Source organism: Janthinobacterium sp. GW823-FHT01H08, from assembly GCF_058797855.1.
Map to the genome: position 1 here is coordinate 3815931 of NZ_CM179504.1, position 24850 is coordinate 3840780.

Annotated in this window: 19 protein-coding genes; 14 read left to right on the forward strand and 5 right to left on the reverse strand. The window is 64.8% G+C overall.

Features of this window, described 5'->3' with window-relative positions; all coding sequences use genetic code 11:
- Window positions 1-334: 334 nt before the first annotated feature.
- Entirely contained in the window at window positions 335-2596 is a 2262-nt protein-coding gene (locus AC3RCG_RS17095; protein WP_099410229.1) for a putative bifunctional diguanylate cyclase/phosphodiesterase, read from the forward strand.
- A 68-nt stretch (window positions 2597-2664) separates the two neighbouring features.
- Here AC3RCG_RS17095 and AC3RCG_RS17100 read toward each other — a convergent pair whose 3' ends face one another.
- Window positions 2665-3111 (reverse strand): CBS domain-containing protein, encoded by a 447-nt coding sequence (locus AC3RCG_RS17100; protein WP_010398828.1) that lies wholly within the window; start codon window positions 3109-3111, stop codon window positions 2665-2667.
- A gap of 129 nt (window positions 3112-3240) precedes the next feature.
- Window positions 3241-3864 (reverse strand): 2OG-Fe(II) oxygenase, encoded by a 624-nt coding sequence (locus AC3RCG_RS17105; protein WP_070291630.1) that lies wholly within the window; start codon window positions 3862-3864, stop codon window positions 3241-3243.
- A gap of 294 nt (window positions 3865-4158) precedes the next feature.
- On the opposite strand from AC3RCG_RS17105, the gene AC3RCG_RS17110 reads away from it, so the two are divergent.
- From AC3RCG_RS17110 to AC3RCG_RS17125, 4 genes are read left to right on the forward strand one after another with little or no spacing between them, the layout of a single operon-like run.
- The gene (locus tag AC3RCG_RS17110) at window positions 4159-5469 is read left to right on the forward strand and encodes an O-acetylhomoserine aminocarboxypropyltransferase (protein ID WP_492402954.1); all 1311 of its coding nucleotides are present in this window, start codon (window positions 4159-4161) and stop codon (window positions 5467-5469) included.
- Between the two features lies 1 nt (window position 5470).
- Entirely contained in the window at window positions 5471-6289 is an 819-nt protein-coding gene (locus tag AC3RCG_RS17115; RefSeq protein WP_492402952.1) for an alpha/beta fold hydrolase, read from the forward strand.
- Window positions 6290-6313: 24 nt separating this feature from the next.
- Window positions 6314-7717 carry a PoNe immunity protein domain-containing protein gene (locus tag AC3RCG_RS17120; RefSeq protein ID WP_492402950.1) on the forward strand — a complete coding sequence of 468 codons (1404 nt, stop codon included), beginning with the start codon at window positions 6314-6316 and terminating at the stop codon, window positions 7715-7717.
- 29 nt (window positions 7718-7746) lie between these two features.
- The gene (locus tag AC3RCG_RS17125) at window positions 7747-9738 is read left to right on the forward strand and encodes a DUF6630 family protein (RefSeq protein ID WP_121669767.1); all 1992 of its coding nucleotides are present in this window, start codon (window positions 7747-7749) and stop codon (window positions 9736-9738) included.
- Between the two features lie 73 nt (window positions 9739-9811).
- Here the strand turns inward: AC3RCG_RS17125 and AC3RCG_RS17130 are convergent, their stop codons facing one another.
- Both AC3RCG_RS17130 and AC3RCG_RS17135 read right to left on the reverse strand, forming a co-directional pair.
- A complete protein-coding gene (locus AC3RCG_RS17130; RefSeq protein ID WP_492403001.1) occupies window positions 9812-11161 on the reverse strand; it encodes an esterase-like activity of phytase family protein in 1350 nt (449 codons plus the stop codon).
- Window positions 11162-11328: 167 nt separating this feature from the next.
- Window positions 11329-12705 carry a YihY family inner membrane protein gene (locus tag AC3RCG_RS17135; protein ID WP_227741983.1) on the reverse strand — a complete coding sequence of 459 codons (1377 nt, stop codon included), beginning with the start codon at window positions 12703-12705 and terminating at the stop codon, window positions 11329-11331.
- 67 nt (window positions 12706-12772) lie between these two features.
- Between AC3RCG_RS17135 and wrbA the strand changes: the two genes are divergently transcribed.
- From wrbA to AC3RCG_RS17180, 9 genes are all read left to right on the forward strand, one after another.
- Window positions 12773-13381: an NAD(P)H:quinone oxidoreductase gene (gene wrbA, locus AC3RCG_RS17140; protein ID WP_492402999.1), complete on the forward strand. Its 609-nt coding sequence runs from the start codon at window positions 12773-12775 to the stop codon at window positions 13379-13381.
- The gene (locus AC3RCG_RS17145; protein ID WP_070224481.1) at window positions 13381-13791 is read left to right on the forward strand and encodes a DUF2069 domain-containing protein; all 411 of its coding nucleotides are present in this window, start codon (window positions 13381-13383) and stop codon (window positions 13789-13791) included. The genes wrbA and AC3RCG_RS17145 overlap by 1 nt, the downstream gene beginning before the upstream one ends.
- Entirely contained in the window at window positions 13788-15215 is a 1428-nt protein-coding gene (locus tag AC3RCG_RS17150; protein ID WP_492402948.1) for an FAD-binding oxidoreductase, read from the forward strand. Before AC3RCG_RS17145 ends, AC3RCG_RS17150 begins: the two co-directional genes overlap by 4 nt.
- Complete coding sequence (locus AC3RCG_RS17155; protein ID WP_083293704.1) at window positions 15212-15640, forward strand: DUF4124 domain-containing protein; 429 nt, start codon at window positions 15212-15214, stop codon at window positions 15638-15640. The genes AC3RCG_RS17150 and AC3RCG_RS17155 overlap by 4 nt, the downstream gene beginning before the upstream one ends.
- On the forward strand, window positions 15628-18219 hold the full coding sequence (locus tag AC3RCG_RS17160) for an FtsX-like permease family protein (protein ID WP_070313247.1): 2592 nt from the start codon (window positions 15628-15630) through the stop codon (window positions 18217-18219). Before AC3RCG_RS17155 ends, AC3RCG_RS17160 begins: the two co-directional genes overlap by 13 nt.
- The gene (locus AC3RCG_RS17165) at window positions 18219-19295 is read left to right on the forward strand and encodes a lipocalin-like domain-containing protein (RefSeq protein WP_121669770.1); all 1077 of its coding nucleotides are present in this window, start codon (window positions 18219-18221) and stop codon (window positions 19293-19295) included. The genes AC3RCG_RS17160 and AC3RCG_RS17165 overlap by 1 nt, the downstream gene beginning before the upstream one ends.
- A 78-nt stretch (window positions 19296-19373) precedes the next feature.
- Window positions 19374-21245 carry an ABC transporter transmembrane domain-containing protein gene (locus tag AC3RCG_RS17170; RefSeq protein ID WP_492402946.1) on the forward strand — a complete coding sequence of 624 codons (1872 nt, stop codon included), beginning with the start codon at window positions 19374-19376 and terminating at the stop codon, window positions 21243-21245.
- A gap of 2 nt (window positions 21246-21247) precedes the next feature.
- Window positions 21248-21922 carry a leucine efflux protein LeuE gene (gene leuE / locus AC3RCG_RS17175; protein ID WP_070224441.1) on the forward strand — a complete coding sequence of 225 codons (675 nt, stop codon included), beginning with the start codon at window positions 21248-21250 and terminating at the stop codon, window positions 21920-21922.
- Between the two features lie 10 nt (window positions 21923-21932).
- Window positions 21933-23042 (forward strand): threonine aldolase family protein, encoded by a 1110-nt coding sequence (locus tag AC3RCG_RS17180; RefSeq protein ID WP_492402944.1) that lies wholly within the window; start codon window positions 21933-21935, stop codon window positions 23040-23042.
- Window positions 23043-23263: 221 nt separating this feature from the next.
- Here the strand turns inward: AC3RCG_RS17180 and AC3RCG_RS17185 are convergent, their stop codons facing one another.
- Window positions 23264-24706, reverse strand: coding sequence for an OmpP1/FadL family transporter (locus tag AC3RCG_RS17185; protein ID WP_492402942.1), 1443 nt, complete (start codon window positions 24704-24706; stop codon window positions 23264-23266).
- Window positions 24707-24850 lie beyond the last annotated feature (144 nt).

Consider the following 24850-nt stretch of genomic DNA (forward strand, 5'->3'; position numbering starts at 1 on the left):
GACTTAAAAAAACATTTTGCTTATTAAATAGCTATATACTTGGATCAGAGCGCGGCACACAATACTGAACGCCAACCCAGATTTAGGCTGCGCCGAGAGCACGTCACAAAATGCCCAGGGCCAGGCGTCGTTGCCGAAGACAGTACGCAAGTACGGCGAGGCAACGCAACGATAGTTGAGTGCTGTTTTTCGTTGTTCCAGAGTGCATCAGAAATGCCCAGGGCTAGGCGTACTGCCGAAGACAGTACGCGAGTACGGCGAGGCAGTACAACAACGCCATGGACATTTCTGATGTGCTCACGTTCCGTATTGAGTCATCCTGGAGAAGCTATACATGCCCGCACCGATCATCCCCCTTGACGCCAACAAGGACGATCACGACGACCTGGTATTCCTCGATGAGCAACCAGCGGCGCCGCTGGCCGTCGTACAGCGCAGCGTCTGGCGGGTGATGATCATCGACGACGATGAAGACGTCCACTCCACCACCACATTCGCCCTGGGCAATCTGGAAATGCAGCACCGCCCGCTGGAATTCGTGCATGCGTATTCGGCCGGCCAGGCGCGCGAACTGCTCAAGCATGAAGACGACATCGCCGTCATCCTGCTCGACGTGGTCATGGAACAGGATGATGCGGGCCTGCACCTGGTGCGCTACATCCGCGAAACGCTGAAAATGACGGACGTGCGCATCATCCTGCGCACGGGCCAGCCCGGCTATGCGCCGGAAATCGACGCCATCCGCGATTTCGACATCAACGACTACAAGACCAAGTCCGAACTGACGCGCATCAAGCTGTTTACCACGGTAACGGCGGCCATCCGCTCGTACGAGCAGATCCGTTCAATCAACAGCAGCCGGCGCGGCCTGGACCGTATCGTCCACGCCAGCACGCAGCTGATGGCGCTGCATGGCGTACAGAATTTCTCGGCCGGCGTGCTGGCGCAGATCGCCGACCTGCTGGGCACCCGGGCCGACGGCGTGCTGTGCGTGCAGGACTTGCAGGACAATGGCAGCAAGGAGCTGCTCGTTTCGGCCTGCACGGGCAGCTTTTCCAGCCTGCCGCACAGCGCCCTGTGCGGCCTGCAAAACCCGCGCGTGATGGCCGCCATCGAGCACACGCTGGCGCAGCGGCGCAATGTCTACGCGCACGACTACGCCACGCTGTACTTCGCGGGCAAGGCCGGCCGCGACGCGGCCGCCTACCTCGTGCTGCCGCGCCCCCTTTCCGCCATCGATGAAAGCCTGCTGGAAGTATTCTGCAGCAACGTCGCCGTGGGCCTGGACAACGTCGAGCTGGTATCGCACTTGCACAACGCCGCCTTCTACGACCAGTTGTCGAAGCTGCCGAACCGCACCCGCCTGGTGGAAATTCTCGACGCCACCCTGGCCGGTCCCGCGCGCGACGACGCCACGTTGTCGCTGGTCGACCTCGACCACTTTGCCGAAACCAACGACGCGCTGGGACACCAGTTCGGCGATACGCTGCTGATCGCCGTGGCGGGCCGCTTGCAAACCCAGCTGGGGCCGCAGCTGACGGTGGCGCGCCTGGGCGGCGATATCTTTTGCGTGCTGGGCGACTCGTCCCAAGTCAACCCAGGCAATATCCTGGCCCTGTTCCAGCCGCCGTTCTGCATCGATGGCCAGGACGTGCAGCTGTCAGCCACCCTGGGCCTGGTGCGCCTGGGCGAACATGCGGGCACAGGCGCCGATGCACTGAAGGATGCCGACATCGCGCTGAAACGGGCCAAAAGCCAGCAGCGCGCCGGGCATTTCTATTTTTCGCGCAGCATGGGCATCGAAATCCGAGAGAGAGTCCGCATGATGCACGCGCTGCGCACGGCTTTCAGCCAGGACCAGCTGTTTGTCGTGTACCAGCCGCAAATCGACCTGACCACGCGCCGGCCCGTAGGCGCCGAAGCGCTGCTGCGCTGGCAGACGCCGGACGGCAAGTTCATCTCACCCGACCGCTTCATCCCGATCGCCGAGTATTCGGGCATCATCATCGACCTCGGCGAATGGGTGCTGCGCACGGCCTGCCGCGAACTGGTGCTGCTGCGCGAGCAGGGCCACCGCAACTTCGTCATGTCCGTCAACGTGTCGCAAGTGCAGTTCCGCCACCCGCTGTTCCTGGAAATGCTGCGCGCGGCGCTGGAAGAAACGCAGGCGCCGCCCGAATTCATCGAGCTGGAAATCACGGAATCGATGGCCATGGAAGAGCCGGACTTATTGATCAAGATGCTGTGGCAGATCAAGCAGACGGGCGTGAGCATCGCCATCGACGACTTCGGCACGGGCTTTTCCTCGCTGTCCTATTTGCAGCGCCTGCAGGTGGACCGCCTGAAGATCGACCGCGCCTTCGTCACCGAGATCACGGGATCGGCGCGCGGCAGCAGCATCGCGGAAATGGTCATCCAGCTGGGCCGCAACTTGGGCCTGGCCGTGATCGCCGAAGGCGTGGAAGACGAGCGGCAAGCACAGATTTTGCAGGCGCTGGGCTGCCCGATGGCGCAAGGCTTTCTGTTCGCCCGCCCCATGACGGCCACGGCGCTGGGCACCTGGCTGAACAACGAGGCGCTGCAGGGGGCCGCATAGGCTGCACCTTGGTCGCGAATGCAAAACGCCGGCAATCGCCGGCGTTGTTTTTACTGCATGAGTGAAGCTTAGTCGGTGGTTTCGGCCGGCCAGTCGCGAATGTACGCTTTCAGCATCTGGTTTTCAAAGCTTTGCGCTTCGAGCACGGCGCGCGCCACGTCGTAGAAGGAAATGACGCCCAGCAAGGTCTTGGCATTCATGACGGGCAGGTAGCGCGCGTGCTTTTCCAGCATGATGCGGCGCACTTCATTGACTTCCGTATCCGGGGTCACGGTGATCGGGTGGTCATCCATGTGCTTGCGCACGGTGCCGCCGCCGATCTGGCCCGCGTTTTCATGCAAGGCGTTCAACACTTCACGGAAGGTCAGCATGCCGACCAGGTCGCCAAATTCCATGACCACCAGCGAACCGATGTCTTTTTCAGCCATGGTATTGGCCGCGTCAAGCAGGGGCTGGTCAGGCGTGACCGTGTAGAGGATATTGCCCTTGACTTGGAGAATTTCAGATACTTTCATATTGGCCGTCCTGTCCGCGTGATTGGTATTTTAGTTATTCTAAGCCCTTACTGCGACTGTAGCCTATGCCTGCGGAAAAATCCAGCCTTGCGCGCAATCAAATCGAGGGGGATTGCGCGCAACTTTTCATCAGCCCCGGCGGCGGAACCACCCGGCAATCGAGAGGCGCTCGCGCGCCGTCGGCAACACTTCGTGCAGCATCTCGCCCGACATGAACATGGCCATGCGGCCCGCCTGCGGCAAGATATCCACCTGAGCGCCATCCTGCGGGTGCAGGCGCAGCGCGCCGCCATGCTCGGGCAGCCAGTCGTCGTTCAGGTACAGCACGACGGACACGGTGCGCTTGTCGTCGTCGCGGAATCGGTCCAGATGGGCCCGGTAAAAGGCGCCCGGCGCGTACAGGGCGAAATGGCTTTCATACTCTTCCAGCCCCAGGAACAGCTCACGGTTGAGCACGAGGCGCAGCGCTTCCATGTGTGCCAGGTAGCGGTCGCACGCGCTTGACCTGCCCGTTTCCAGCCATTCGATATGGTCGCCCCGGATGTCCGGCTGCAGCAGCGGCGCATGGCCGCTGCCCACGCCGGCGCCCTTCATCTTGCCGCTGAGCATGGATTGCACGCATTCGGCGGCCAGCTGGCGGCTCAGTTCAGGGGAGATGAAATGCTCTTGCATGAGCCAGCCTGCCTGGCACAGGCCGTCGACGATAGAGGGTCCGGGTACGGCAAGGGAGCCGTCGAACGATATTGCGGGCATAAAATCTTTCCTGGTGGACATGCATGAGAGTGCGCCTGAAGCCCAGGATTTCGTTCGCTTGCAACTGTTTCCCTGCGGCGCGGCGCACGCGCACAGCTAAGACAGCCCGAATATCGCTGATACGATATCGTACCACCGCCGCACCACGCCGGTCACTTTTTTTACACTGCCGGTTACACGCGAGCTGAGCCTGACCGTCCGCCAGCACGGCGCCATGCGCCCTGCACAGCAGCCCTTTTGCTCAGCTGCAAATCAGGTTACGATCTTGCCACTATAAAACTTGGCGGAGACACCATGAGCGGCCCGAAATACCCCGGTTTCGATACCTTATCCCTGCATGCGGGCGCCGCGCCCGACCCGGCCACGGGCGCGCGCGCCACGCCCATCCATTTCACGTCCTCGTTTGCCTTCAAGAGTTCGGACCATGCGGCCTCGCTGTTCAATATGGAGCGGGCCGGCCACGTCTACTCGCGCATTTCGAATCCCACCAACGCCGTGCTGGAAGAGCGCATCGCCGCCCTCGAAGGGGGCGTGGCAGGCATCGCCACGGCCAGCGGCCAGGCTGCCATGCACCTGGGTTTATGTACCATCGCCGGCGCCGGCTCGCACATCGTGGCCTCGCGCGCCCTGTACGGCGGCTCGCACAACCTGCTGACGTATACATTAAAACGCTTCGGCATCGAGACGACCTTCGTCGACCCGCGCGACGTGGACGCCTGGCGCGCTGCCATCCGCCCGAATACCAAAGTACTGTTTGCCGAAACCCTGGGCAATCCCGGCCTCGACGTGCTCGATATCCCCCAGATTGCCGCCCTGGCGCACGAGCAGCACTTGCCGCTGATGCTCGATTCGACGTTCACCACGCCGTATTTGCTGCGCCCCTTCGAGCATGGCGCCGACCTGGTGTTCCACTCGGCCACCAAGTTTTTATGCGGGCACGGTACGGCCATCGGCGGCTTGCTGGTCGACGGCGGCACTTTTGATTGGCAGGCGGCCTACGACCAGACGGGCCGTTTCGCCGAACTATGCGAACCGTATGAGGGCTTTCACGGCATGGTCTTCGCCGAGGAATCGACGGTGGCACCGTTCGCCCTGCGCGCGCGGCGCGAAGGCTTGCGCGACTTCGGCGCCGTCATGAGCCCGCACAACGCCTTCGCCATCCTGCAGGGCATCGAAACCCTCGGCTTGCGCATGGACCGCCACGTGGCCAATACGCGCAAGGTCATCGATTTCCTGCTGGCCAATCCGGCCGTGGAATCCGTGTCCTACCCGGAACTGCCGTCGCATCCCGATTACGAGCTGGCGAAAACCCTGCTGCCGAAGGGCGCGGGCGGCGTCTTCACCTTCCGCCTGCGCGGCGACCGCGCGGCGGGCCAGCGCTTTGTCGACAGCCTCAAGATCTTTTCGCACCTGGCCAACGTGGGGGACGCCAAGTCGCTCGTCATCCACCCCGCCTCCACCACGCACTTCCGCGTGCCCGACGATCAACTGGCGCAGGCAGGCATCACGCAGGGCACCATGCGCCTGTCGGTAGGTCTGGAAGACGCAGACGATCTGATCGAAGACCTGGCCCGTGGCCTGAAACTGTCGCAGAAAGGCGCCTGACATGCTGCTCACCATCGACAACACCACGGCCTACTGCTACACGGGCGGCAAACCATTCAACCCGCACCAGCCCACGGCCGTCTTCATCCACGGCGCGCAAAACGACCATTCCGTGTGGGCCCTGCAGACGCGTTATTTTGCGCACCACGGCTGGAACGTGCTGGCCGTCGACTTGCCGGGCCACGGCCGCAGCGGCGGCGCGGCGAAAACCAAGGTCGAGGAACTGGCGCGCTGGATCCTCACCGTGCTGGACGGGGCCGGCGCACCCAGGGCCATGCTGATCGGCCACAGCATGGGATCATTGATCGCGCTGGAAGCGGCATTCCTGGCACCGGATCGCGTCAGCCACCTGGCCATGCTCGGCTCCACCTACCCGATGAAAGTCTCGCCGGCGCTGCTGGAAACGTCGCTCAACGATGAACAGGCGGCCATCGACATGGTCAATATCTGGTCGCACTCGTCGATCGCGCAAAAGCCGTCGTTTCCCGGCCCCGGCTTCTATGCCATGGGCGGCGCGCGGCGCCTGAAGCAGCGCATCGCCGCCCTCAACCCCGATCACGTGTTTCACACGGATTTTTCTGCCTGCAATGCCTACGCGAACGGCGAAATCGCCGCCGCTTCGGTACACTGCCCCACTTTATTCATTTTCGGCGCGCGCGACATGATGACGCCGCCCAAGTCGACCCGGCTGCTGACAGCGGCCATAGCGCATGGCACCGTGGTGCAGGTCGACAGCGGGCACGAATTGATGGCCGAGCAGCCGGACGCCGTGCTCGACGCGCTGTTTGCGTTTGCGCAAACGGCAGCGGCAGCGGCATGAACGCTTTTTTTAGGATAGATGCACATGTTGTTGAATACCCTGTTTGAAGAATTGACCGGCCGCGGCAGCGGCACGGAGGCGGAGCGGCACGAACGCTACAACTGGCTGCAACAGCTGCGTTTCAATAACCCGCAAGCGGAAGAAGGCGGCCCGATGGCCGGCATTCCGTACTACCAATGGTGCCGGCTGCCGCAGGCGCTGATCGTCGCGGGCCAGCACACGGACCTGCTGGTCGGCACCACGAGCGCACTGTATCTGGTCTTCGAGGGCCGCCACGCGGCCGCGTTTGCGGCCGAACTGGGCCTGCAATACGACGCCAACAACCGCATCGACCGCCCCGGCGGCCTCGACGAGCTGCTCGATGCCTATGAAGAGCAGGACGACGGCAGCTGGGCCACCCTGCCGAACGAAGCGCCAGCGCCGCCGCTTGCCGGCTGGGACGACGTGTACTTCCGCGTGCGCGACCTGAGCGACGGCAGGACCATCCAGAGCGTGACCACCATCGCCTACGAAAGCAGCCGTTTCCCTGGCTACACCCTGCTGGGCACGACCATGGTGGGCGCGGGCGCCATCGCCCACGACGACGAGACGGCGGAATATTTGCAGCAGATCTTCGCCGACTGGGCCATTCAGCGCGAATGCGCCGATGCCTGTCCGCCAGCGCAGGAACCGTGGCCCCACGCGCCGCGCCAGACGCCGCCCGCGCCTTTCGGTACCCCCTTCGATTTTGCCCGCAACCTGGCCTACCTCGACTCCCTGCTGGCCGCCTACGAACGCGCCCAGGCGCAGGCGGAAATCGACGATGGCGACGCCGCCTACTGGGCGTGCGCCGCCGCCAGCGTGGCTTACCAGGTCTTCTCGCTGCGCTACACGGCCGGCCTGCCCTTGCCTGACGTGGAGACGGCGCTGGAAGCGGCCATCGCCGCCTGCGAAGCGGCACGCGCGGCCCTGGCCGCCGCCTACGATGACGATGCCCTGCCCGCCTTTGATTTCGAACAGTTGACGGACTATGCGCGCACCCTGCAGCTGCTGGGCGCGGCCCTGCTGTTCGGCCGCCACGACCTGGCCATGCGCCTGGCCGCCCTGCAGACGGCCTTCGATGGCGAAGACGGCGTGTACGAAGCGCTGCTGTCGACCATCGATGCGCAGCGTCCCGCCGTCGACGAATGGTATTTCGCCGAACCCTATTCCGCCCTGTTCGAGTGCCTGGACGCGGACGACCCGGCGCAGCAGCTCGAGCACCTGCAACACTACCTGGCCAGCTGGCATGGCGCGCTGGTGCACGAAGACTGGTTCAACGGCCATTTGCGCGCGCACGGCCTGGGCGGCTACTACGGCCTGTGGGCCTTCGAGGCGGCCGCCGTGGCCAAACACCTTGGCCTGGAGCGCAGCGCGCTGGCCCACTGGGTGATGCCGCCCACGCCCTGAATGCCCCGTTTACTTTTAGATAAATATCAATGATCAATACCGCAGCCCTGTTCGGCACCGCATTTTTACCCGGCCAGGCCGGCTTCGACATCGAGACGATCACGGGCCTGGCTGAATGGCGGCTGGACGTACCCGTGCTGTTCAAGCTGCTCATCGGCGCCGGCACGCAAGCAGTCGCCTGGCCCATCTACGGCGATGGCGAAGACTGCCCCTGCGTGCTGGCCGCGCCGATGGCGCAGGCGCAGGCGAGCTGGCAAGCGTTGTCCGCGCTGATGGACCGGCCGCGCGACGCGGCCGCCATCGTCGCGCGCAGCGCCATCAGCAGCCTGCTGGCCAGCGGCCAGGCGTGGCTGATCCTCGATTGCGTGCAGCTGATCGCGCACGATATCGGCACGCCGGAGTACGCGGCCGCGCTCGAGGCCCTGCGCGCCGAGGCGCATGCCCTGCACTCTGCCCTGCAGCGCGGCGACCGGGACGCGTTGGCGCCGCTGCTGGCCGCTGGTTCCGCATCGCCTGCGACCGGCTACTGGTCGGCGTCCGCCAGCGCGCAACTGGCCGATGTCGAGGAACTCGATGCGGAAGATGTACCGTTCCTGCAAGGCCTGGAAGTGGCGGGATGGGAGGAAGACGCGCTGTGCTATGCAGTCAGCGCCGCCGCTGAACCGGACGTCACCGGCCTCGTCACGCCCTATGGCCGCTGGATCGTGCCGCTGTCGCAGCGCTATGTCGACCTGGGCGTTTACTACGCGGACGATGGCTGGATCACCTTTGCCACGGCGGACGCCCCCGATGCACACGGCGTGCTGGACCTGAACGGCACGGTGGTGCTGCCGCCGTCCCCCGGAGCCCTGTACGTCATCAGCCCCCATCTGGTACAGAGAATCGCGCCGGACGGCGCCAGCCGCCTGCTGCGCCTGCCCGACGGCGCGCTGCTGATGGACGGGGTGGACAACATCTGCCAGCGCGACGATGGTTTGATCGACATCGAACGCCAGACGGGCGATGACGACGAGCGCAATGTGCACGGCGTGGTCGACACCACGGGCAAGGTGGTGGTGCCGGCCTCCTACAGCTCCGTGCAGGATTTCGGCACGAAGAAGAAAATCGCCATCGTCAGCCAGCGCATCGCCGGGCGCTTCCTGTTTGGCCTGGTCAATAGCCAGGGCGAGCTGCTGGCGCCCTGCCAGTACGAAGCCATCGATAGCGCCACCACGTCGTCGCCGCCCAAGCTGCGCAAGAATCTGATCTTCGCCATCGATGCGCAAGGCCTGGCCTGCATGCTGACGCCCGATGGCAAGCAGGCGTTTACGCCGCTATATCCGCCCGCCCACTATCTGCGCGGCGTGGCCGTGCAAAGCGACTTTTTATATGTGGTCAACGATGGCATGGCCTGGAGCATGGATTTCACGGGCCAGCTGCTGGAGCAGTTCGACACCGTGGAGAACTTCAAGGCGGCCATCACGGCGCAATTGAGCGAGTCCATCGGCCTGGGCAAGAAAAAACCCGCCAAGCGCCGCAGTTTCACGCCGGCGCAGATCCTGGCCAAGGCCGACCGCGAGCAGTTGCGCGCGCTGGCCGCGCTGCTCTTGCTGGGCGATGCGGCACTGGCCGCACGCTGCGTGGACATCACCCTGGAAGAACTGGCGGATGACGACCCGGAAGAGGAATACGAAGGCGAGACGCCCGAAGCGGCGTGTTTCTTCCTGCTCTGGTCCACGGCCGCCGATGCGCTGGGCCACGGCACCACCCTGGACTGGAAATCGGTCGATGAAGTGCCGCGCATCGCCCGGCACATCGACCTGCCCGCGCTGCGCGATTTTTCGTGGGCGCAGCGCGAGGATGGCGACGCGATGGCCGAAGGCCTGGCCGCCATCGCCACCCACCTGGCGCCGCATCAGCTGCGCCTGGTGAACCTGCACGGCGGCGAGGACACGTATTATCTGGGCGTGGTACGCACGCAGGATGCGGCCGCGTTCAGCAAGGCGGCGCTGCAGGCGGTCCTGCGGCCCGTGCTGCTGTGACGGCTTGCCGGCCCGTCTGCTGATATCGCACCCGGCCGGCAACATGGAGCGCCGTTGCTGGCCGGGTGCATCTTTACTTGACGGAACGATCGAACAGCGCCTTGTCAAAACGCAGGGTAATGACTTCGGTATCGTCCGGCTTGCCTGGCTTGCGTCCGTCTTCACCGGGGTAGTTCGTGTCAATTGCCACGACTAGCGTGTGGGCATCGAGGACTTCAACGCTCTCCACCGAGTCGAAAGGCATGCTGAACTTACCCACGGGCATATTGCTCGCCTGCCCGCCGATGCCTTTGGGGTCGGAGATATTCAGCAAGTCCACCAGCAGCGTTTTCTTGAGGGCGCCATCAGCATCTTTCTCCTTCAGGTCGACCAGGTACAGGCGCTTGATCACGGCCTTGGCGCCCCAGAAGCCGTCGCGCTCGATGAGCACGAACTTGCTGCCGCCGACATTGGTCATGTCGCCGATCACGACGCCATTATCCTTGGCCGCGCCATCCTTGCGGTACACGAGGTTCTTGCCGGTATAGCGCATGGCGGCGGGGTCGAACTCGAAGATGTTCAGGTAGCGCTCATCCGCGGTAACGGGCCGCAGGGACGGGTCGCTTGGCGCCGCTTCCGGCACCGCGTAGAGCAGGCTGCGGTCGGCGTTATAGGCCAGGCTTTCGAAACCGCGGCTGCCTGACAGGGTGATGCTGGCGCCCTTGCCCAGCACTTCCGGATTGGCCGGGCTGCGCAGGAAGGGATGGGGAACGGGATCGCCCATGAGCGTGCCGTTTTTGTCGAAGTGCAGGATATACGGGCCGAACTCCTCGCCCACGAACCAGGTGCCATCGGCGGCGCGCGCGAGCGATTCAATGTCGAAGTCAAAACCGGTCAGCAGGCGGCCCGCGCGAATGCGCGCATCGACGGCGATACCGCTGTCGGAAAAGACCAGCCCGCCGGAGGTGTTGCTTGGGTAGTTGACATAGTCGGCCGTGATTTTCAGGTCGATGCCCTTGCCGTCGTTTAAGAAACCCCTGGCGTCGTTGAAGGCGAGAAAACTGTTGATCTTGATGCTGCCCGGCGTCTTGCTGGCGTCTGCGTCCGTGCGGAAGTTGATGCTGGCGTTATACAGGCCGAGCACGAAATCGGCCGAATTGCCCTTGGCGCCGTAGCCATTGTCGGCCATGGCAGTCCAGCTGCCGTCGTCATTCCTCAGCAGAGCGGAGAAGCCCGGAATCGGCACGCCATTGGCAAACGGCGGGCTGACGCCAAGCGCCGCGGCCGTGAACTGTCCGGAAACCGGCCCCGGCCAGCGCGCCGTGTCAGGCAACGCTGCCCAGCCGACAAGCTGGTGCGGCAGTCCCTCCCCCTCCTTGGGCACCGCGTCGGGAGCCGCAGAGGAACTGCCGCCGCAGGCAGCCAGCATGCCGCTCACCATCACGATGGCCAAGCCGCGGCTCCAATTCAAACCGCTCAAATGACAACGCATATTTGCTTCCTCTACAAGATGAATGGAGAGGAAAGCTTACCGGCCTTCGGTGACCAGTCTATGACATGCGTCGCTATCGCGCGGGGCAGATGCAGGCAGCGCGCGCACCGCCGGGCCCGTCAATTGCAGCGCACTTCCCCGAAATGCTGCGCCAGGCTCAGGCCCAGTCCCTGCTCCACGGCGTTTTCCACCTGCGCGGCCAGCGCGGCCGCCTCTTCCGCCGCCTTGATGTCGCGCTCGTTGGTGGAGCCGGCCGGATAGCCGGAGTTCACGCGCATGCCGCCGAAGACGAACAGGCGGTAGACGTCGGCCAGGCTGATGCGGTTGACGTTGCCCAGCAAGACCCAGTGGTCGGAACTGTCGGCCACGCGCTTGCCCCACTGTACCCGCACGGCGCCGTCCACGTTGACCCGTCCCACCCAGCCCTGCTGCACCATCTTGTCGAGCAGGGTTTCCATCTCTTCGAAGCCCAGGCGCGTGCTGCGGCGGATCTCGGCCGCGCCCACGAGGGCCGAATCGGCGCAGTGGCACGCCTGGTGCAGCACTTTCAGGATGGCGACGGCGTCGACGAATTCGCTGCCCGGTGCCGCTTCGTACCACCAGCGCTCGTATTTCACGACGGGCAAGGCGGCCACCAGCAAGGCGCCCACCAGGGTGATCATCCAGCTCAGGTATATCCACACGAGGAACAGCGGCAAGGCGGCCAGCGCGCCATAAATGCGCGAATAGGTGGGGAATTCCTGGATGAATTCGCCGAAGCCGCGCTTGGCCACCTCGAACGCCAGCGCCGCCAGCAAGCCGCCCCAGGCCGCGTCGCGCCAGTCCACGTCGCGGTTCGGCACGGCGATGTAGAGCAAGGTAAACGCCAGCATGGTCAGGCCGATCGACACCAGCGTGTAAAACACGGCGCCGATGAACGGCACGGCGCCCACCACGCCGCTGGTGGCCATGAAGAGGCGCGAGGTCACCGTCAGCGACACGCCCACCAGCAGCGGCCCCAGGGTGACGATGGCCCAGTAGACGAGCAAACGCTTGGTCCAGCGGCGCTCCTGGCGCACGCGCCAGATGCGGTTGAAGACGCGCTCGATCAAGCCCATCATGCCCACCGAGGTGACGATCAGGGCGCCCGCACCGATGGCCGACAATCGCGTCGCCTTCGAGGCAAACGTCGTCAGGTAGTCGAGGATGGTGTTCGAGATGCCCTTGGGCATCACGCTTTGCACGAAATAGTCTTCCAGCGCGTGGCGGAAGGTATTAAACAGGGGGAAGGTGGTGAAGATGGCCAGGGCCAGCGTGAGCAGCGGCACCAGCGCGAACACGGTGGCGAACGTCAGGCTGCCGGCCACTTGCGGCAGGCTTTCCTCGCGCACGCGGCGGCGCGCGAACTGCAGCAGGTCGCGCGTTTCGGACCACGTCAGGCCGCGCACGACGTCCAGCCCCATGCTCAGGGTGCGCCACAGGTATTGGAAGAACGGGAATATATATTTTGAAAACATGTGCAAAATCAGAACGGCGCCATGACAGCAGTCGTATCAGGCTGTAAAGCGCCCTATAATACCAATGATGAAGCCAACCAATCTGATTATTCTCGTATTGTTTTATTCACGCCATGGCGCCACGCGCCAGTTGGCCGAGCTGATAGCCCAGGGAGTGGAAAGCGTGCCTGGCTGCGATGCGCGCCTGCGCACCGTGCCCGCCGTCTCCACCGTAACGGAAGCGACGGCGCCCGAGGTGCCGCCTGATGGCGCGCCTTATGTGGAACTGGACGACCTGCAGGAATGCGCGGGCCTGGCCCTGGGCTCGCCCACGCGCTTCGGCAACATGGCCGCCGCCATGAAGTACTTCTGGGATGGCACGGCCAGCGACTGGCTGGCCGGCAGCCTGTCCGGCAAGCCCGCCTGCGTGTTCACGTCCACGGGCAGCCTGCACGGCGGCCAGGAATCGACCCTGCTGTCGATGATGATCCCCCTCTTCCACCACGGCATGCTGGTCATGGGCTTGCCCTACACGCACCCGGAACTGATGACCACCTCCACGGGCGGCTCGCCGTATGGCGCCACGCACTGGTCGGGCATAGACGGCGACAAGGCCTTGAGCGACGATGAAAAACGCCTGGCCATCGCCCTGGGCCGGCGCCTGGCGGAAAACGCCGCGAAACTGGCAGGCGCATGATGCACGGCACACTGCACAAGTATTTTCACTGGGGCGCCATCGCCAGCCTCGTCACCCTGATCGTCTGGTGCCTGCTGTGGGAAACCGTCGTCGCGCCGCTGCAGCCGGGCGGTTCCTGGGTCGTATTGAAAGCGGCGCCCCTGCTCATTCCCCTGTACGGCGTCATCAAGCGCGACGTCTACACCCTGCAATGGTCGTCGATGGTGATCCTGCTGTACTTTACGGAAGGCGTGGTACGCGGCTACAGCGACACGAACCCCACCTCGGCCCTGATGGCCTGGGGCGAGGCGGCCATCGTCTGCGTCTATTTTGTCTGCGCCGTGCTGTATCTGCGCCCGTATAAAAAGGCGGCCAAGCGCATGGCCAAAGAGCTTCTGGAAAAAGTGAATAAAGTGAGCATCAAGAAATGACTGGTCAAACCGATTTCCTCGCCGCCTGCCGCGACCTGCTGGGCGACGCCTATGTACTCACCCTGGACGCCGACATGGCGCCCTTCCTCACCGACTGGCGCGACCGTTTTACGGGCAAGGCCCTGGCCGTGCTGCGCCCCGCCACCGTGGAGCAGGTGGCCGCAATCCTGCGCGCCTGCGCGCAATGGCAGGTGCCCGTCGTGCCGCAGGGCGGCAATACGGGCCTGGTGCTGGGCAGCATCCCCGATGCCGCCGGCACGGCCGTCGTGCTGTCGCTGGCGCGCCTGAACAGCATCCGCGCGCTCGACCCCGTCAACCGCACGATCACGGTCGATGCCGGCTGCATCCTGCAAACCATCCAGGAAGCGGCCAGTGCCGCCGGCTGTCTGTTCCCCCTGTCGCTGGCGGCCGAAGGCAGCTGCACCATCGGGGGGAATTTGGCCACGAACGCGGGCGGCACGGCCGTGCTGCGCTACGGGAACACGCGCGAGCTGTGCCTGGGCCTGGAAGTGGTCACGCCGCAGGGCGAGATCTGGAGCGGCTTGCGCGGCCTGCGCAAGGATAATACGGGCTACGATTTGCGCGACCTGTACATCGGCGCCGAAGGCACCCTGGGCGTGATCACGGGCGCGGTCATGAAACTGTACCCGCAGCCGAAGGCCTGCATCACGGCGCTGGCCGCCATGCCCTCGCCCGCCCACGCCCTGCGCTTGTTAAGCCTGATGCAGGACCATTGCGGCGCCAGCCTGACGGGTTTTGAGCTGATGTCGCAATACTGTTTGCAACTGGTGGCGCAGCAGTTCCCCCAGCTGCCGCGGCCTTTCGCTGACGCGCATGGGCAGTCGCATGGGCAATATGTGTTGCTGGAACTGTCCAGCAGCCAGTCCGAGGCGCATGCCGTGGAATTGCTGGAAGCGAGCATCGGCGCGGCCCTGGAAGACGAGTTGATCGAAGACGCCGTCGTCGCCAGTTCCGTGGCGCAGTCCGAAGGCCTGTGGCAGCTGCGCGAACATATTCCGCTGGCGCAGGCGCAGGCGGGCAAGAACATCAAACACGATATCTCGCTGCCGATTTCCCGCATCGCCGACTTCATCGCCGTCACGAATGCGGCCCTTGCGTCAGCCTTCCCCGGCTGCCAGCTCGTATGCTTCGGCCACCTGGGCGACGGCAACCTGCATTACAACGTGGCGCCGCCAGCCGGCATGACGGACCGGGATTTCCTGGCCAACCAGGATGTCATCAACCGCATCGTGCACGACCAGGTCCACGGCTTTGGCGGCTCGATATCGGCCGAGCACGGCATCGGCGCACTGAAAAAGGCGGATCTGGCGCACTACAAGTCGCCGCTGGAACTGCAGCTGATGCGCGCCGTGAAGCAGGCGCTGGACCCGCAAAACATCATGAATCCGGGGAAGATATTGTGAAGCCATCGTCCCTCCTGCTCTGCGCCATGACCTTGCTGGCCGGTTCCGCCAGCGCGCAGGACGTCTACAAATGCGTGCAGGATGGCCAGACCAGCTATAGCGCCACGCCCTGCACGGGCGGCCAGCTGCAGATCCTGGAAGTTCCCTCGCCTCCGCCCGCCGTCGACAAGGGCGCGGCCACGCGTCAGGAACGGGTGGCCAGCCAGATGGAAGCGGCGCGCAAGAAGCGCGAAAACCTGGAAGACCAGGCGCGCGAACGGGCCGCCAAACAGAAGGAAATGCACGAGAAGCATTGCGCCCAGCTACGGCTGGAACAAAAATGGGCGGCGCAGGACGCCGTCGGCGCGGGCGATAAAACCCGCAATGCGGCGCAACTGAAAGCGCGGCGCGCCGGCGAGCGCCTGGCCGTTGAATGTCTGAATTGAGTGCGCCGGCAGCCAATCCCGCAGGTATGCGCCTGTTGTCGCGCTGGCTGCTGCTGGGCGAATGGCGCGCGCATCCCGTGCGTGCCTTCGTCGCCATCCTCGCCATCGCCATCGGCGTGTCGCTGGGCTTTGCCATCCATTTGATCAACGCGGCCGCCTTCAATGAATTTTCCACGGCCGTCAAAAGCCTGTCCGGCCAGGCCGACGTGCAGGTGGCCGGACGCGAAGCGCTGTTCGACGAAGCCGTCTACCCGTGGCTGGCGCAGCGCGACGGCGTGGCCGTTGCCTCGCCCGTGCTGGAACTGCAAGCCGGCGTGAGCGACAAGAAGGACGGCGGCCCGCTGCACATCCTGGCGCTCGACGTCTTCCGCGCCGGCTTCATCTCGCCCGACCTGATCGGCGCGCCGGCCGAAGGCCAGCCTTTCGACACCCTGGCCGACGACGCCATCTTTTTATCGCCTGCCGCCTTGCGCTGGCTCGACGTCGCCGAAGGCGGCCAAGTCGCGCTGCAATCGGGCACGGGCACGGTGTCCCTGCGCGTGGCCGGTTCGCTGCAGCGCGCGCGCGCCGGCCAGCGCATCGCCGTGATGGATATCGGTGCGGCGCAATGGCGCTTCAACAAGCTGGGCAAGCTGTCGCGCATCGACTTGAAACTGCGCCAGGGCGTCAACCGCGACGCCTTCCAGGCCGCGCTGAGCAGCGCGCTGGAAACGCAGTACCCGGGGCGTTTCCAGGTAGGCCAGCCGAATGATGAAAACCAGAATAGCCGCAACAATAACCTGAGCCGTGCCTACCGCGTCAACCTGACGGTGCTGGCCCTGGTCGCCCTGTTTACGGGCGCGTTCCTCGTGTTTTCCACGCAGGCCCTGTCCGTCATCCGCCGCCGCGGCCAGTTCGCGCTGCTGCGCGTGCTGGGCATGGAGCGCAGGCCATTGCTGCGCCAGGTGCTGCTGGAAGGCGCCAGCCTGGGCGTGGTCGGCGCCGCGCTGGGCATCGCCGGCGGTTATGCCATGGCGGCCGTCGCCCTGCGCTTTTTCGGCGGCGACCTGGGCGCCGGCTATTTCGCGGGCGTGCAGCCGCAGGTGCAATTCACGCCCGTCGCCGCTTTCGTGTATTTCGCGCTGGGCCTCGGCGTGGCCTTGCTGGGTTGCGCCGCGCCCGCGCTGGAAGCGGCGCGCGCGGCCCCCGCCATCGCCCTGAAATCGGGCAGCGAAGAAGTTGTGACGACGCGCCTGGCCAAGACCTGGCCAGCGCTGGCGTGTCTGCTGCTGGCCGGCGCCTTGACGTTCCTGCCGCCCGTCTTCGAGCTGCCCCTGTTCGGCTATCTGTCCATCGCCCTGCTGCTGATCGGCGCCATCGCCCTGATGCCGCAGCTGGCGGCCGTCGTCTTCCGCGCCCTGCAAGCCGCCTGGCTGCGCACGGAAACGAGCAAGCATGCGCCCGTGCGCAGCCTGACCGTGGCCCGCCTGGCGAACGCCTCGGGCCAGGCCGGCATCGCGCTCGGTGGCGTGCTGTCGAGCTTTAGCCTGATGGTGGCGATGGCGATCATGGTGTCGAGTTTCCGCGTTTCCGTCGACGACTGGCTGCTGCAGATCCTGCCGGCCGACGTGTACACGCGCCCGGCGGCCAGCGGCGGCACGGCGGGCCTGAACCCGCGCGAACAGGCGAGCATCACCGCCCTGCCCGGCGTGGCCAGGGTGGATTTCCAACGCCTGCGCTCGCTGTCGCTGGCGCCGGACCGCCCGAACGTCATGCTGCTGGCGCGCCCCATCAACTTGCGGGACCCTGGCAAGAGCATGGTACTGGTGGGCGACACCCTGCCCGTGCCGGCAGGCAGCCGGCCCGTGTGGCTGTCCGAAGCGGCGGCCGACCTGTACAACGTCAAGCCTGGCCAGCAGATCGCGCTGCCGCTGGCGGGCGGCCGGCACAAGTTCTTCGTCGCCGGCATCTGGCGCGACTATGCGCGCTCGTCCGGCGCCATCCAGATGCCGCTGGACGACTACCGCGCCCTGACGGGCGATATGGACGTCAGCGATGCGGCCCTGTGGCTGGCCAAAAATACCACGGGCGAGCAGTTGCAGCAGCGCCTGAAAGCCCTGCCCTTCGGCGCCAGCCTGGAAGTATCGAACCCGTCGGCCATCCGCGCCCTGAGTCTGCAGATCTTCGACCGCAGCTTCGCCGTCACGTATTTACTGGAAGCCATCGCCATCGTCATCGGCCTGTTCGGCGTGGCCGCCACGTTCTCGGCCCAGACCCTGGCGCGCGCGCGCGAATTCGGCATGCTGCGCCACGTGGGCGTGACGCGCGGCCAGATCCTGTCCATCCTGGCGCTGGAAGGCGGCGCGCTGACGGCGCTGGGCATCGCCACCGGTTTTGTGTTGGGCCTGTTGATCAGCTTTGTGCTGGTCTTCATCGTCAATCCGCAATCGTTCCACTGGACCATGCAGCTGCACCTGCCGTGGTCCTTGATCGCCACTGTGGCCGGCGCCCTGCTGACGGCCGCCGCCCTCACTGCCCTCATCGCGGGGCGCCAGGCGCTGTCCGCTGGCCCCATCCGCGCCGTCAGAGAGGACTGGTAATGCGCCGTTTGACTTGTTTATTATTGTTTTGCAGCGCCGCCGCCATCGCCGCGCCGCCCGCGTTCGCCCCCGTCACGCCGCTGCCGGCCGGCCAGACCCTGCGCATGCCGCACGATTTCGGCGCCCATCCCGCCTATAAAACGGAATGGTGGTACGCCACGGGATGGGTAAAAACCGCCGGCGGCGAGCAGCTGGGCTACCAGGTGACATTCTTTCGCAGCGCCACGTCCGCCGACGCGGACAACCCCAGCGCCTTCGCGCCGAAACAGCTGATCATCGGCCATGCGGCCCTGTCCGATCCGAAAGTGGGCAAGCTGCTGCACGACGAGAAAAGCGCGCGCGAAGGCTTCGGCCTGGCCTACGCCAAGGTGGGCGACACGGACGTGAAACTCGACGACTGGCGCATGCAGCGCCAGACCGACGGCAGCTACAAGGTCAGCCTGGCCGCGCGCGACTTCAGCTTGCAGCTGACCCTGGCGCCCACGCAGCCCGTGCTGCTGCAGGGCGTTGGCGGCTATTCGCGCAAGGGCGCGCGGCCCGCGCAATCGAGTTACTACTACAGCGAGCCGCAGCTGCGTACCACGGGCACCATCGCCCGCGCGGGCGGCAAGCCGGAAGCGGTGACGGGCGCCACCTGGCTCGATCACGAGTGGTCGAGCCAGGTGCTCGATGCGGACGCCAGCGGCTGGAACTGGATAGGCGCCAACCTCGCTGACGGCGGCGCCCTGATGGCCTTCCAGATCCGCAGCAAGACAGGTGCTAAACTATGGGCGCACGCGACATGGCGCGATGCGTCCGGTAAGATGACGCAGTACGCGCCCGGCGACGTCGATTTCACGCCCACGCAGCTGTGGCGCTCGCCCCGCACACAGGCCGAATACCCGGTCGCCACCGAGATCCGCACGGGTGCCACGCGCTGGCAGATCAAGCCCCTGCAGGCGGACCAGGAGCTCGATTCACGCCGCTCGACGGGGGCCGTGTACTGGGAAGGCGCCGTGACGGTGGAGCGCGACGGCCAGCCGGTCGGGCGCGCCTACCTGGAAATGACGGGCTATGTCCAGCCGATGAAGTTGTAAGCAATGCATAAAATGCCGGGGTCAGACCCATCGGGTCTGACCCCGGACAAGCAAAAAAGTAAATCAAAGCGAAAAACAATGACAACCAGCACAGAAACAGGCAGCACCAGCAAAGCAACCGCCGCAAGTACCGCACCGACTCCCGACACCGGCAGCAGCCGCGAACTGAAAAAAGGCAGCCTGGCCGCCTTCAAGGGCTTGATGCCCTTCCTGACGCCGTACCGCAAGCAGTTCTTCCTGGCCGGTATCGCGCTGGTGGTGGCCGCCGCCTCGACCCTGGCCATTCCAGCCGCCTTCAAGCAGATGATCGACCTCGGTTTCGGCGGCGCGGCCGGCTCGAAAAGCATCCAGCACGTCGACCTGGTGTTCCTCGCCCTGTTCGGCGTGGCGTCCATCCTGGCCTTGGCCACGGCGGCGCGCTTTTATACGGTGTCGTGGCTGGGCGAGCGCGTCACGGCCGACATCCGCAGCGCCGTGTACCGCCACGTCGTCACGCAAAGCCCGGAATTCTTTGAAACGACGCAGACGGGCGAAGTCCTGTCGCGCATCACCACCGACACGACATTGATACAAGCCGTGGTCGGCACCAGCATCTCGATGGCGCTGCGCAATGTGCTGCTGTTCCTGGGCGGTCTGGTGATGCTGTTCGTCACCAGCGCCAAGCTGGCGGGCATCATCATCGGCCTCTTGATCCTGGTCGTCGTGCCCATCATCGTGTTTGGCCGCCGTGTGCGCAAGCTGTCGCGCGATTCGCAGGACCGCATCGCCGACGCGTCGGCCATGGCCGGCGAAATCCTCAACGCCATGCCCACTGTGCAGGCGTTTACGCACGAGAAAATCGAATCGAAACGCTTTGGCGACTCCGTCGAAGGCGCCTTCATGACGGCCATGCGCCGCATCCGCGCCCGCGCCCTCTTGACCATGATCGCGATTTTGCTGGTCTTCGGCACCATCGTGTTCGTCCTGTGGCTGGGCGCGCGCGCCGTGCTGGAAGGCGCGATGACGGGCGGCGACCTGGGCCAGTTCATCCTGTACGCTTCCATCGTGGCCGGCGCCATCGGCGCCCTGTCCGAAGTTATGGGCGAAGCGCAGCGCGCCGCCGGCGCCACCGAGCGCCTGCTGGAACTGATGGCCGTCAAATCGGAAATCGAATCGCCTGCCACGCCGCTGCCGCTGCCCGCGCGCGCCGCGAACGGCGCTTCGCTGTCGCTGGACGACGTCATGTTCTCGTATCCGTCGCGCCCCGATACGCACGCGCTGGACCACGTCAGCCTCGACATCCGCGCCGGCGAAACGGTAGCCGTCGTCGGCCCGTCGGGCGCCGGCAAGACCACGCTGTTCCAGCTGTTCCTGCGCTTCTATGACCCGCAAAGCGGCAGCATCCGCCTCGATGGCGTCGACATCAAGCAGCTCGACCTGCACACCCTGCGCGACGCCATCGGCATCGTGCCGCAGGATACCGTGATTTTCTCGGCCGACGCCATGGAAAACATCCGCTATGGCCGCGCCGGCGCCAGCGACGAGGATGTCATCGCCGCCGCGAAGATGGCGGCCGCCCACGAATTCATCGAGCGCCTGCCGAACGGCTACAAATCCTTCCTCGGCGAACGGGGCGTGCGCCTGTCCGGCGGCCAGCGCCAGCGCATCGCCATCGCCCGCGCCCTGCTGAAAAACCCGCCGCTGCTGCTGCTCGACGAAGCGACCAGCGCGCTCGACGCGGAATCGGAACGCCTGGTGCAAAAGGCGCTGGAAGCGGCCATGGTGGGCCGCACCACCGTCATCATCGCGCACCGCCTGGCCACCGTGCAGCGGGCCGACCGCATCATCGTCATGGAAGACGGCAGGATCGTCGAGACGGGCACGCATGCGTCGCTGGTGGCGCTTGGCGGCATCTACGCGAATCTTGCCGCACTGCAATTTCATCACGTACAGCTCAATCCAGCGGAATAATCATGAACGCACTTTTCCACGCCAACCTGGGCATCACCGATTTCTGGACCTTTTTACTGGGGACCATCTTCATCGTCATCCTGCCCGGTCCCAACTCCATGTACGTGCTGTCCGTGGCCGCCCAGCGCGGCGTGCGGCCCGCCTACCAGGGCGCCTTCGGCATCTTCGCCGGCGACCTGATTCTGATGGTGCTGTCGGCCTGCGGCGTCGCTTCGCTGCTGAAAGCCAGCCCGGCCCTGTTCTACGTCGTGAAATACATCGGCGCGGCTTACCTGGGCTGGATCGGCCTGCAGATGCTGATAGGCTGCTGGCGCAAGCTGCGCGCGCCCGCTCCCGCTGAAGGCGAAGCGGCAGCCGTGCCGCCCCCCGTCAAGGAAAGCGACCCGTTCCGCAAGGCGCTGATCATCAGCCTGATGAACCCGAAAGCGATTTTGTTCTTCATCTCGTTTTTCATCCAGTTCGTCGACCCGGCCTTTGCAAAGCCCGTGCTGTCCTTCATCGGCCTGGGCCTGATCTGCCAGGTGATCAGCTTTACCTACCTGACGGCCATCATCTTTGTCGGCGCGCGGCTGGCCGAGACCTTCCGCCGCCGTCGCCGCCTGTCGGCCGGCATGGGCGGCGGCGTGGGCGCCATGTTCATCGGCTTTGGCGCAAAACTGGCCACGGCCACCCTGTAAGGAAAACACCGTGAACGAGCTTGAACTGCGCCAGCGCTGCCACACCATCCTGCCGGGCCACCGCCAGCCCACGCCAGCGGCCACCTTCGCCGCCATGGCCGCCTGGTGCGATGCCAACGATGTTGCGCACGATACCTATGGCGAGGGCGCGCTGATCGAACAGTTCGAGAACAAGATCGCCGGCCTGCTCGGTTTCGAGGCGGCCGTGTTCTGCATCACGGGCACCATGACGCAAGTCACGGCCCTGCGCCTGGCCTGCCAGGACCGGGGCTCGCGCCTCGTCGCGCTGCACCCGACCTCGCACATCCTGCGCCACGAGCGGGGCAACCATGAATTGCTCGATCACTTCAAGGGCTTGATGCTGGGCGACCCGCACCGCCCGTGGACGGTGGACGACCTGCGCGCCGTGCCCGATGCGCTGGGCGCCGCGCAGGTCGAACTGCCGATGCGCGAAATCGGCGGCCAGTGTCCGTCGTGGGATGCCTTGAAAGACATCAAGCGGCACTGCCGCGAACGCAATATCCACCTGCACATGGATGGCGCGCGCCTGTGGGAAGCGCAAGCCGGTTTTGGCCAGTCCCTGCCCGCCATCTGCGACGGTTTTGATTCCGTCTACGTGTCGCTGTACAAGGGCATCGGCGGCCTCGGCGGCGCCATGCTGGCCGGCAGCCGCCCGTTTGTCGAGCGTGCGCGCGCGTGGTTCCACCGCCAGGGCGGCAACATCGTGCACCGCACGCCCTACGTGGTGGCCGCCGCCATGCAGTTCGACGCGCGCCTCGCCGCCATGCCCCGCTATTTTGCGCGCACGCAGTGGCTGTACGCGCTGCTGCGCGATTTTCCATCGATCACCGTCAACCCCGCCCAGCCGCAAGCGAACATGCTGCATCTGCACCTGCCCGTGTCGCGCGAGCGGGCCATCGCCATCCGCAACCAGGTGGCCGAAGACCACGGCATCTGGCTGTTCGGCCGCGCCAGCCACGCGGCCCTGCCCGGGCACAGCGTGGTGGAGTGGTATGTGGGCGACAACTTGCTGGAACTGCCCGACGACACCGTACGGCTGGCCTTGACCCTGCTGGATCAGGCCATGCGTAACAAGGCACCATCGGCACCATCGGCGTAGGTCGGGGTAGGTCGGGTTAGCGCATAGCGCGTAACCCGACAACACCACAGCAACAGCCATCGCCAACAATACCGTCGGATTACGCGCGGCTTCGCCACGCTAATCCGACCTACACCCTACCGCGCCCAACAGCGCACCACCGCTGGGGTCTGCCCAAAAAAAAAAGCGCCCGAAGGCGCTTTTTTCCTTTCATGGCGGCCGGGTTGGCCGCCACTACCTGCTTAGAACTTGTAGTTATAAGCGAGACCGATCAACTGCATGCGGGTCTTGAACAGGCCCTTGGTGGTTTCACCGTTGCCGGTGCAGCCCGTCTTGACCGGCGAGCAGTCGTTTGTGTAGTTGACGTCAGCATCCTTGAAGTCGATATAGCTGTAAGCCAGGTCGATCGAGGAATTGGCGTTCAGCTTCCAGTTCGCGCCGATCGAATACTGCATGCGGTCGCTGTCCGGCAAGGCCGGGTGGCGCAATTCGGCGCTGCGGACCGGCGCCTGGTCGTGGGCGATACCGGCGCGCAGCATCAGGCTTTCGCTGTACTTGTAGTTGGTGCCCAGCGACACGCGGTAGGTGTCTTTCCAGTTCTGGCGAATGCGCTCGGCGCCTTCGGCCGTCGGCGGGAACTGGATGTCCAGGTTCTGCAGGCGCGAAGTGCGGGTCCAGGTGACGTCGCCCATCAAGGCCCACTTATCATCCATCTGATGGAAGGCGTTGACCGACAGGGTTTCCGGCGTGCGCAATTCCACCAGCGCTTCCGAATTGACCTTGTTCGATGCCTTGGCGATGAAGGCGTTCACGGCCGGATTGCTCGTCACTTGCGAGAAGTCCCAGATGGTGCTGCCCTTGAGCTTGTGCGAAATCGACGAGCGGTAGGCGATACCGAAACGCGTGCCTTCGTTCAGCTGGTACAGGTAGCCCAGGTTGAAGCCGAAGCCCCAGTCATGGCCATCCATCGAGGCATGGCCATCCTTGATCGGACCCTGCAGCGCGGCGCCCGCAGCTTGCGCCGCAGCCAGACCCTGCGTCTTGGCGATATTGGCCAGGAAGGCCTGCGATGCGCTAGGGGCAAACTTGCCCAGGAAAGCAACCGAACCCGGCACGTCCACGCTCTGGCCCAGTTCCGCCTTCATGTATTCGGCCGTCACGCCGAAACCGAACGAGTGGTGCTGGTCCAGCTTGAACGACACGGAAGGATTCAGGGCGATGGCTTCGAGCTTGATATTGGTGATCGCGTAGCGGCCATACCAGTCGTTGCCGTAGTCAAGCTTGGCGCCATACGGCACGAACAGGCCAGCGCCGACGGTCCACTGCTCATTGATTTTCTTGCTGGCATACAGCGCTGGCGCGAACACGGCATCCGGCGCATAGTCCTTGGTTGCCGCGTAAGGCGTGCGGTTGCCCGGGAAGAAAGGCTTGGAGCCCGAATCCGTGTAGGTCGAATGCGGTACCACCAGGGTGCCGCCGCCCACGAATTGCGTGCCTTCCAGGCGCGCCATGCCGGCCGGGTTATAGAAAATGGTCGACGCGTCGGCCGCTTCGGCGCCGCTGGCATCGGCCGTGCCCTGGGCGGAAACGCTTTGCGAGCCGAAACGGTAGCCCGATGCCTGGGCGGTGGAAGCGAAGCCGGCGCATGCGACGGCGATGAGGAGGGGCAGATATTTATGTTTCAAGTTAGTCTCTCTTTATTATATGAAGTGTCTTCGTCACATTGTCCCGGGTAGCTCAACCTCACCCGTCCTGCACTGTTCTTGCCGCCGTGAACTCCAATTCACTGACGGCATGAGCGAAGCATATAATATTTTTTAGAAAAAAGC

Coding starts and splice junctions, on each gene's coding strand:
- AC3RCG_RS17145 (WP_070224481.1), top strand. CDS start 13,381: ATGCACGGCACACTGCACAAGTATTTTCACTGGGGCGCCATCGCCAGC.
- leuE (WP_070224441.1), top strand. CDS start 21,248: ATGAACGCACTTTTCCACGCCAACCTGGGCATCACCGATTTCTGGACC.
- AC3RCG_RS17105 (WP_070291630.1), bottom strand. CDS start 3,864: ATGCCCGCAATATCGTTCGACGGCTCCCTTGCCGTACCCGGACCCTCT.
- AC3RCG_RS17115 (WP_492402952.1), top strand. CDS start 5,471: ATGCTGCTCACCATCGACAACACCACGGCCTACTGCTACACGGGCGGC.
- AC3RCG_RS17165 (WP_121669770.1), top strand. CDS start 18,219: ATGCGCCGTTTGACTTGTTTATTATTGTTTTGCAGCGCCGCCGCCATC.
- wrbA (WP_492402999.1), top strand. CDS start 12,773: ATGAAGCCAACCAATCTGATTATTCTCGTATTGTTTTATTCACGCCAT.
- AC3RCG_RS17110 (WP_492402954.1), top strand. CDS start 4,159: ATGAGCGGCCCGAAATACCCCGGTTTCGATACCTTATCCCTGCATGCG.
- AC3RCG_RS17125 (WP_121669767.1), top strand. CDS start 7,747: ATGATCAATACCGCAGCCCTGTTCGGCACCGCATTTTTACCCGGCCAG.
- AC3RCG_RS17150 (WP_492402948.1), top strand. CDS start 13,788: ATGACTGGTCAAACCGATTTCCTCGCCGCCTGCCGCGACCTGCTGGGC.
- AC3RCG_RS17095 (WP_099410229.1), top strand. CDS start 335: ATGCCCGCACCGATCATCCCCCTTGACGCCAACAAGGACGATCACGAC.
- AC3RCG_RS17160 (WP_070313247.1), top strand. CDS start 15,628: ATGTCTGAATTGAGTGCGCCGGCAGCCAATCCCGCAGGTATGCGCCTG.
- AC3RCG_RS17100 (WP_010398828.1), bottom strand. CDS start 3,111: ATGAAAGTATCTGAAATTCTCCAAGTCAAGGGCAATATCCTCTACACG.
- AC3RCG_RS17120 (WP_492402950.1), top strand. CDS start 6,314: ATGTTGTTGAATACCCTGTTTGAAGAATTGACCGGCCGCGGCAGCGGC.
- AC3RCG_RS17135 (WP_227741983.1), bottom strand. CDS start 12,705: ATGTTTTCAAAATATATATTCCCGTTCTTCCAATACCTGTGGCGCACC.
- AC3RCG_RS17170 (WP_492402946.1), top strand. CDS start 19,374: ATGACAACCAGCACAGAAACAGGCAGCACCAGCAAAGCAACCGCCGCA.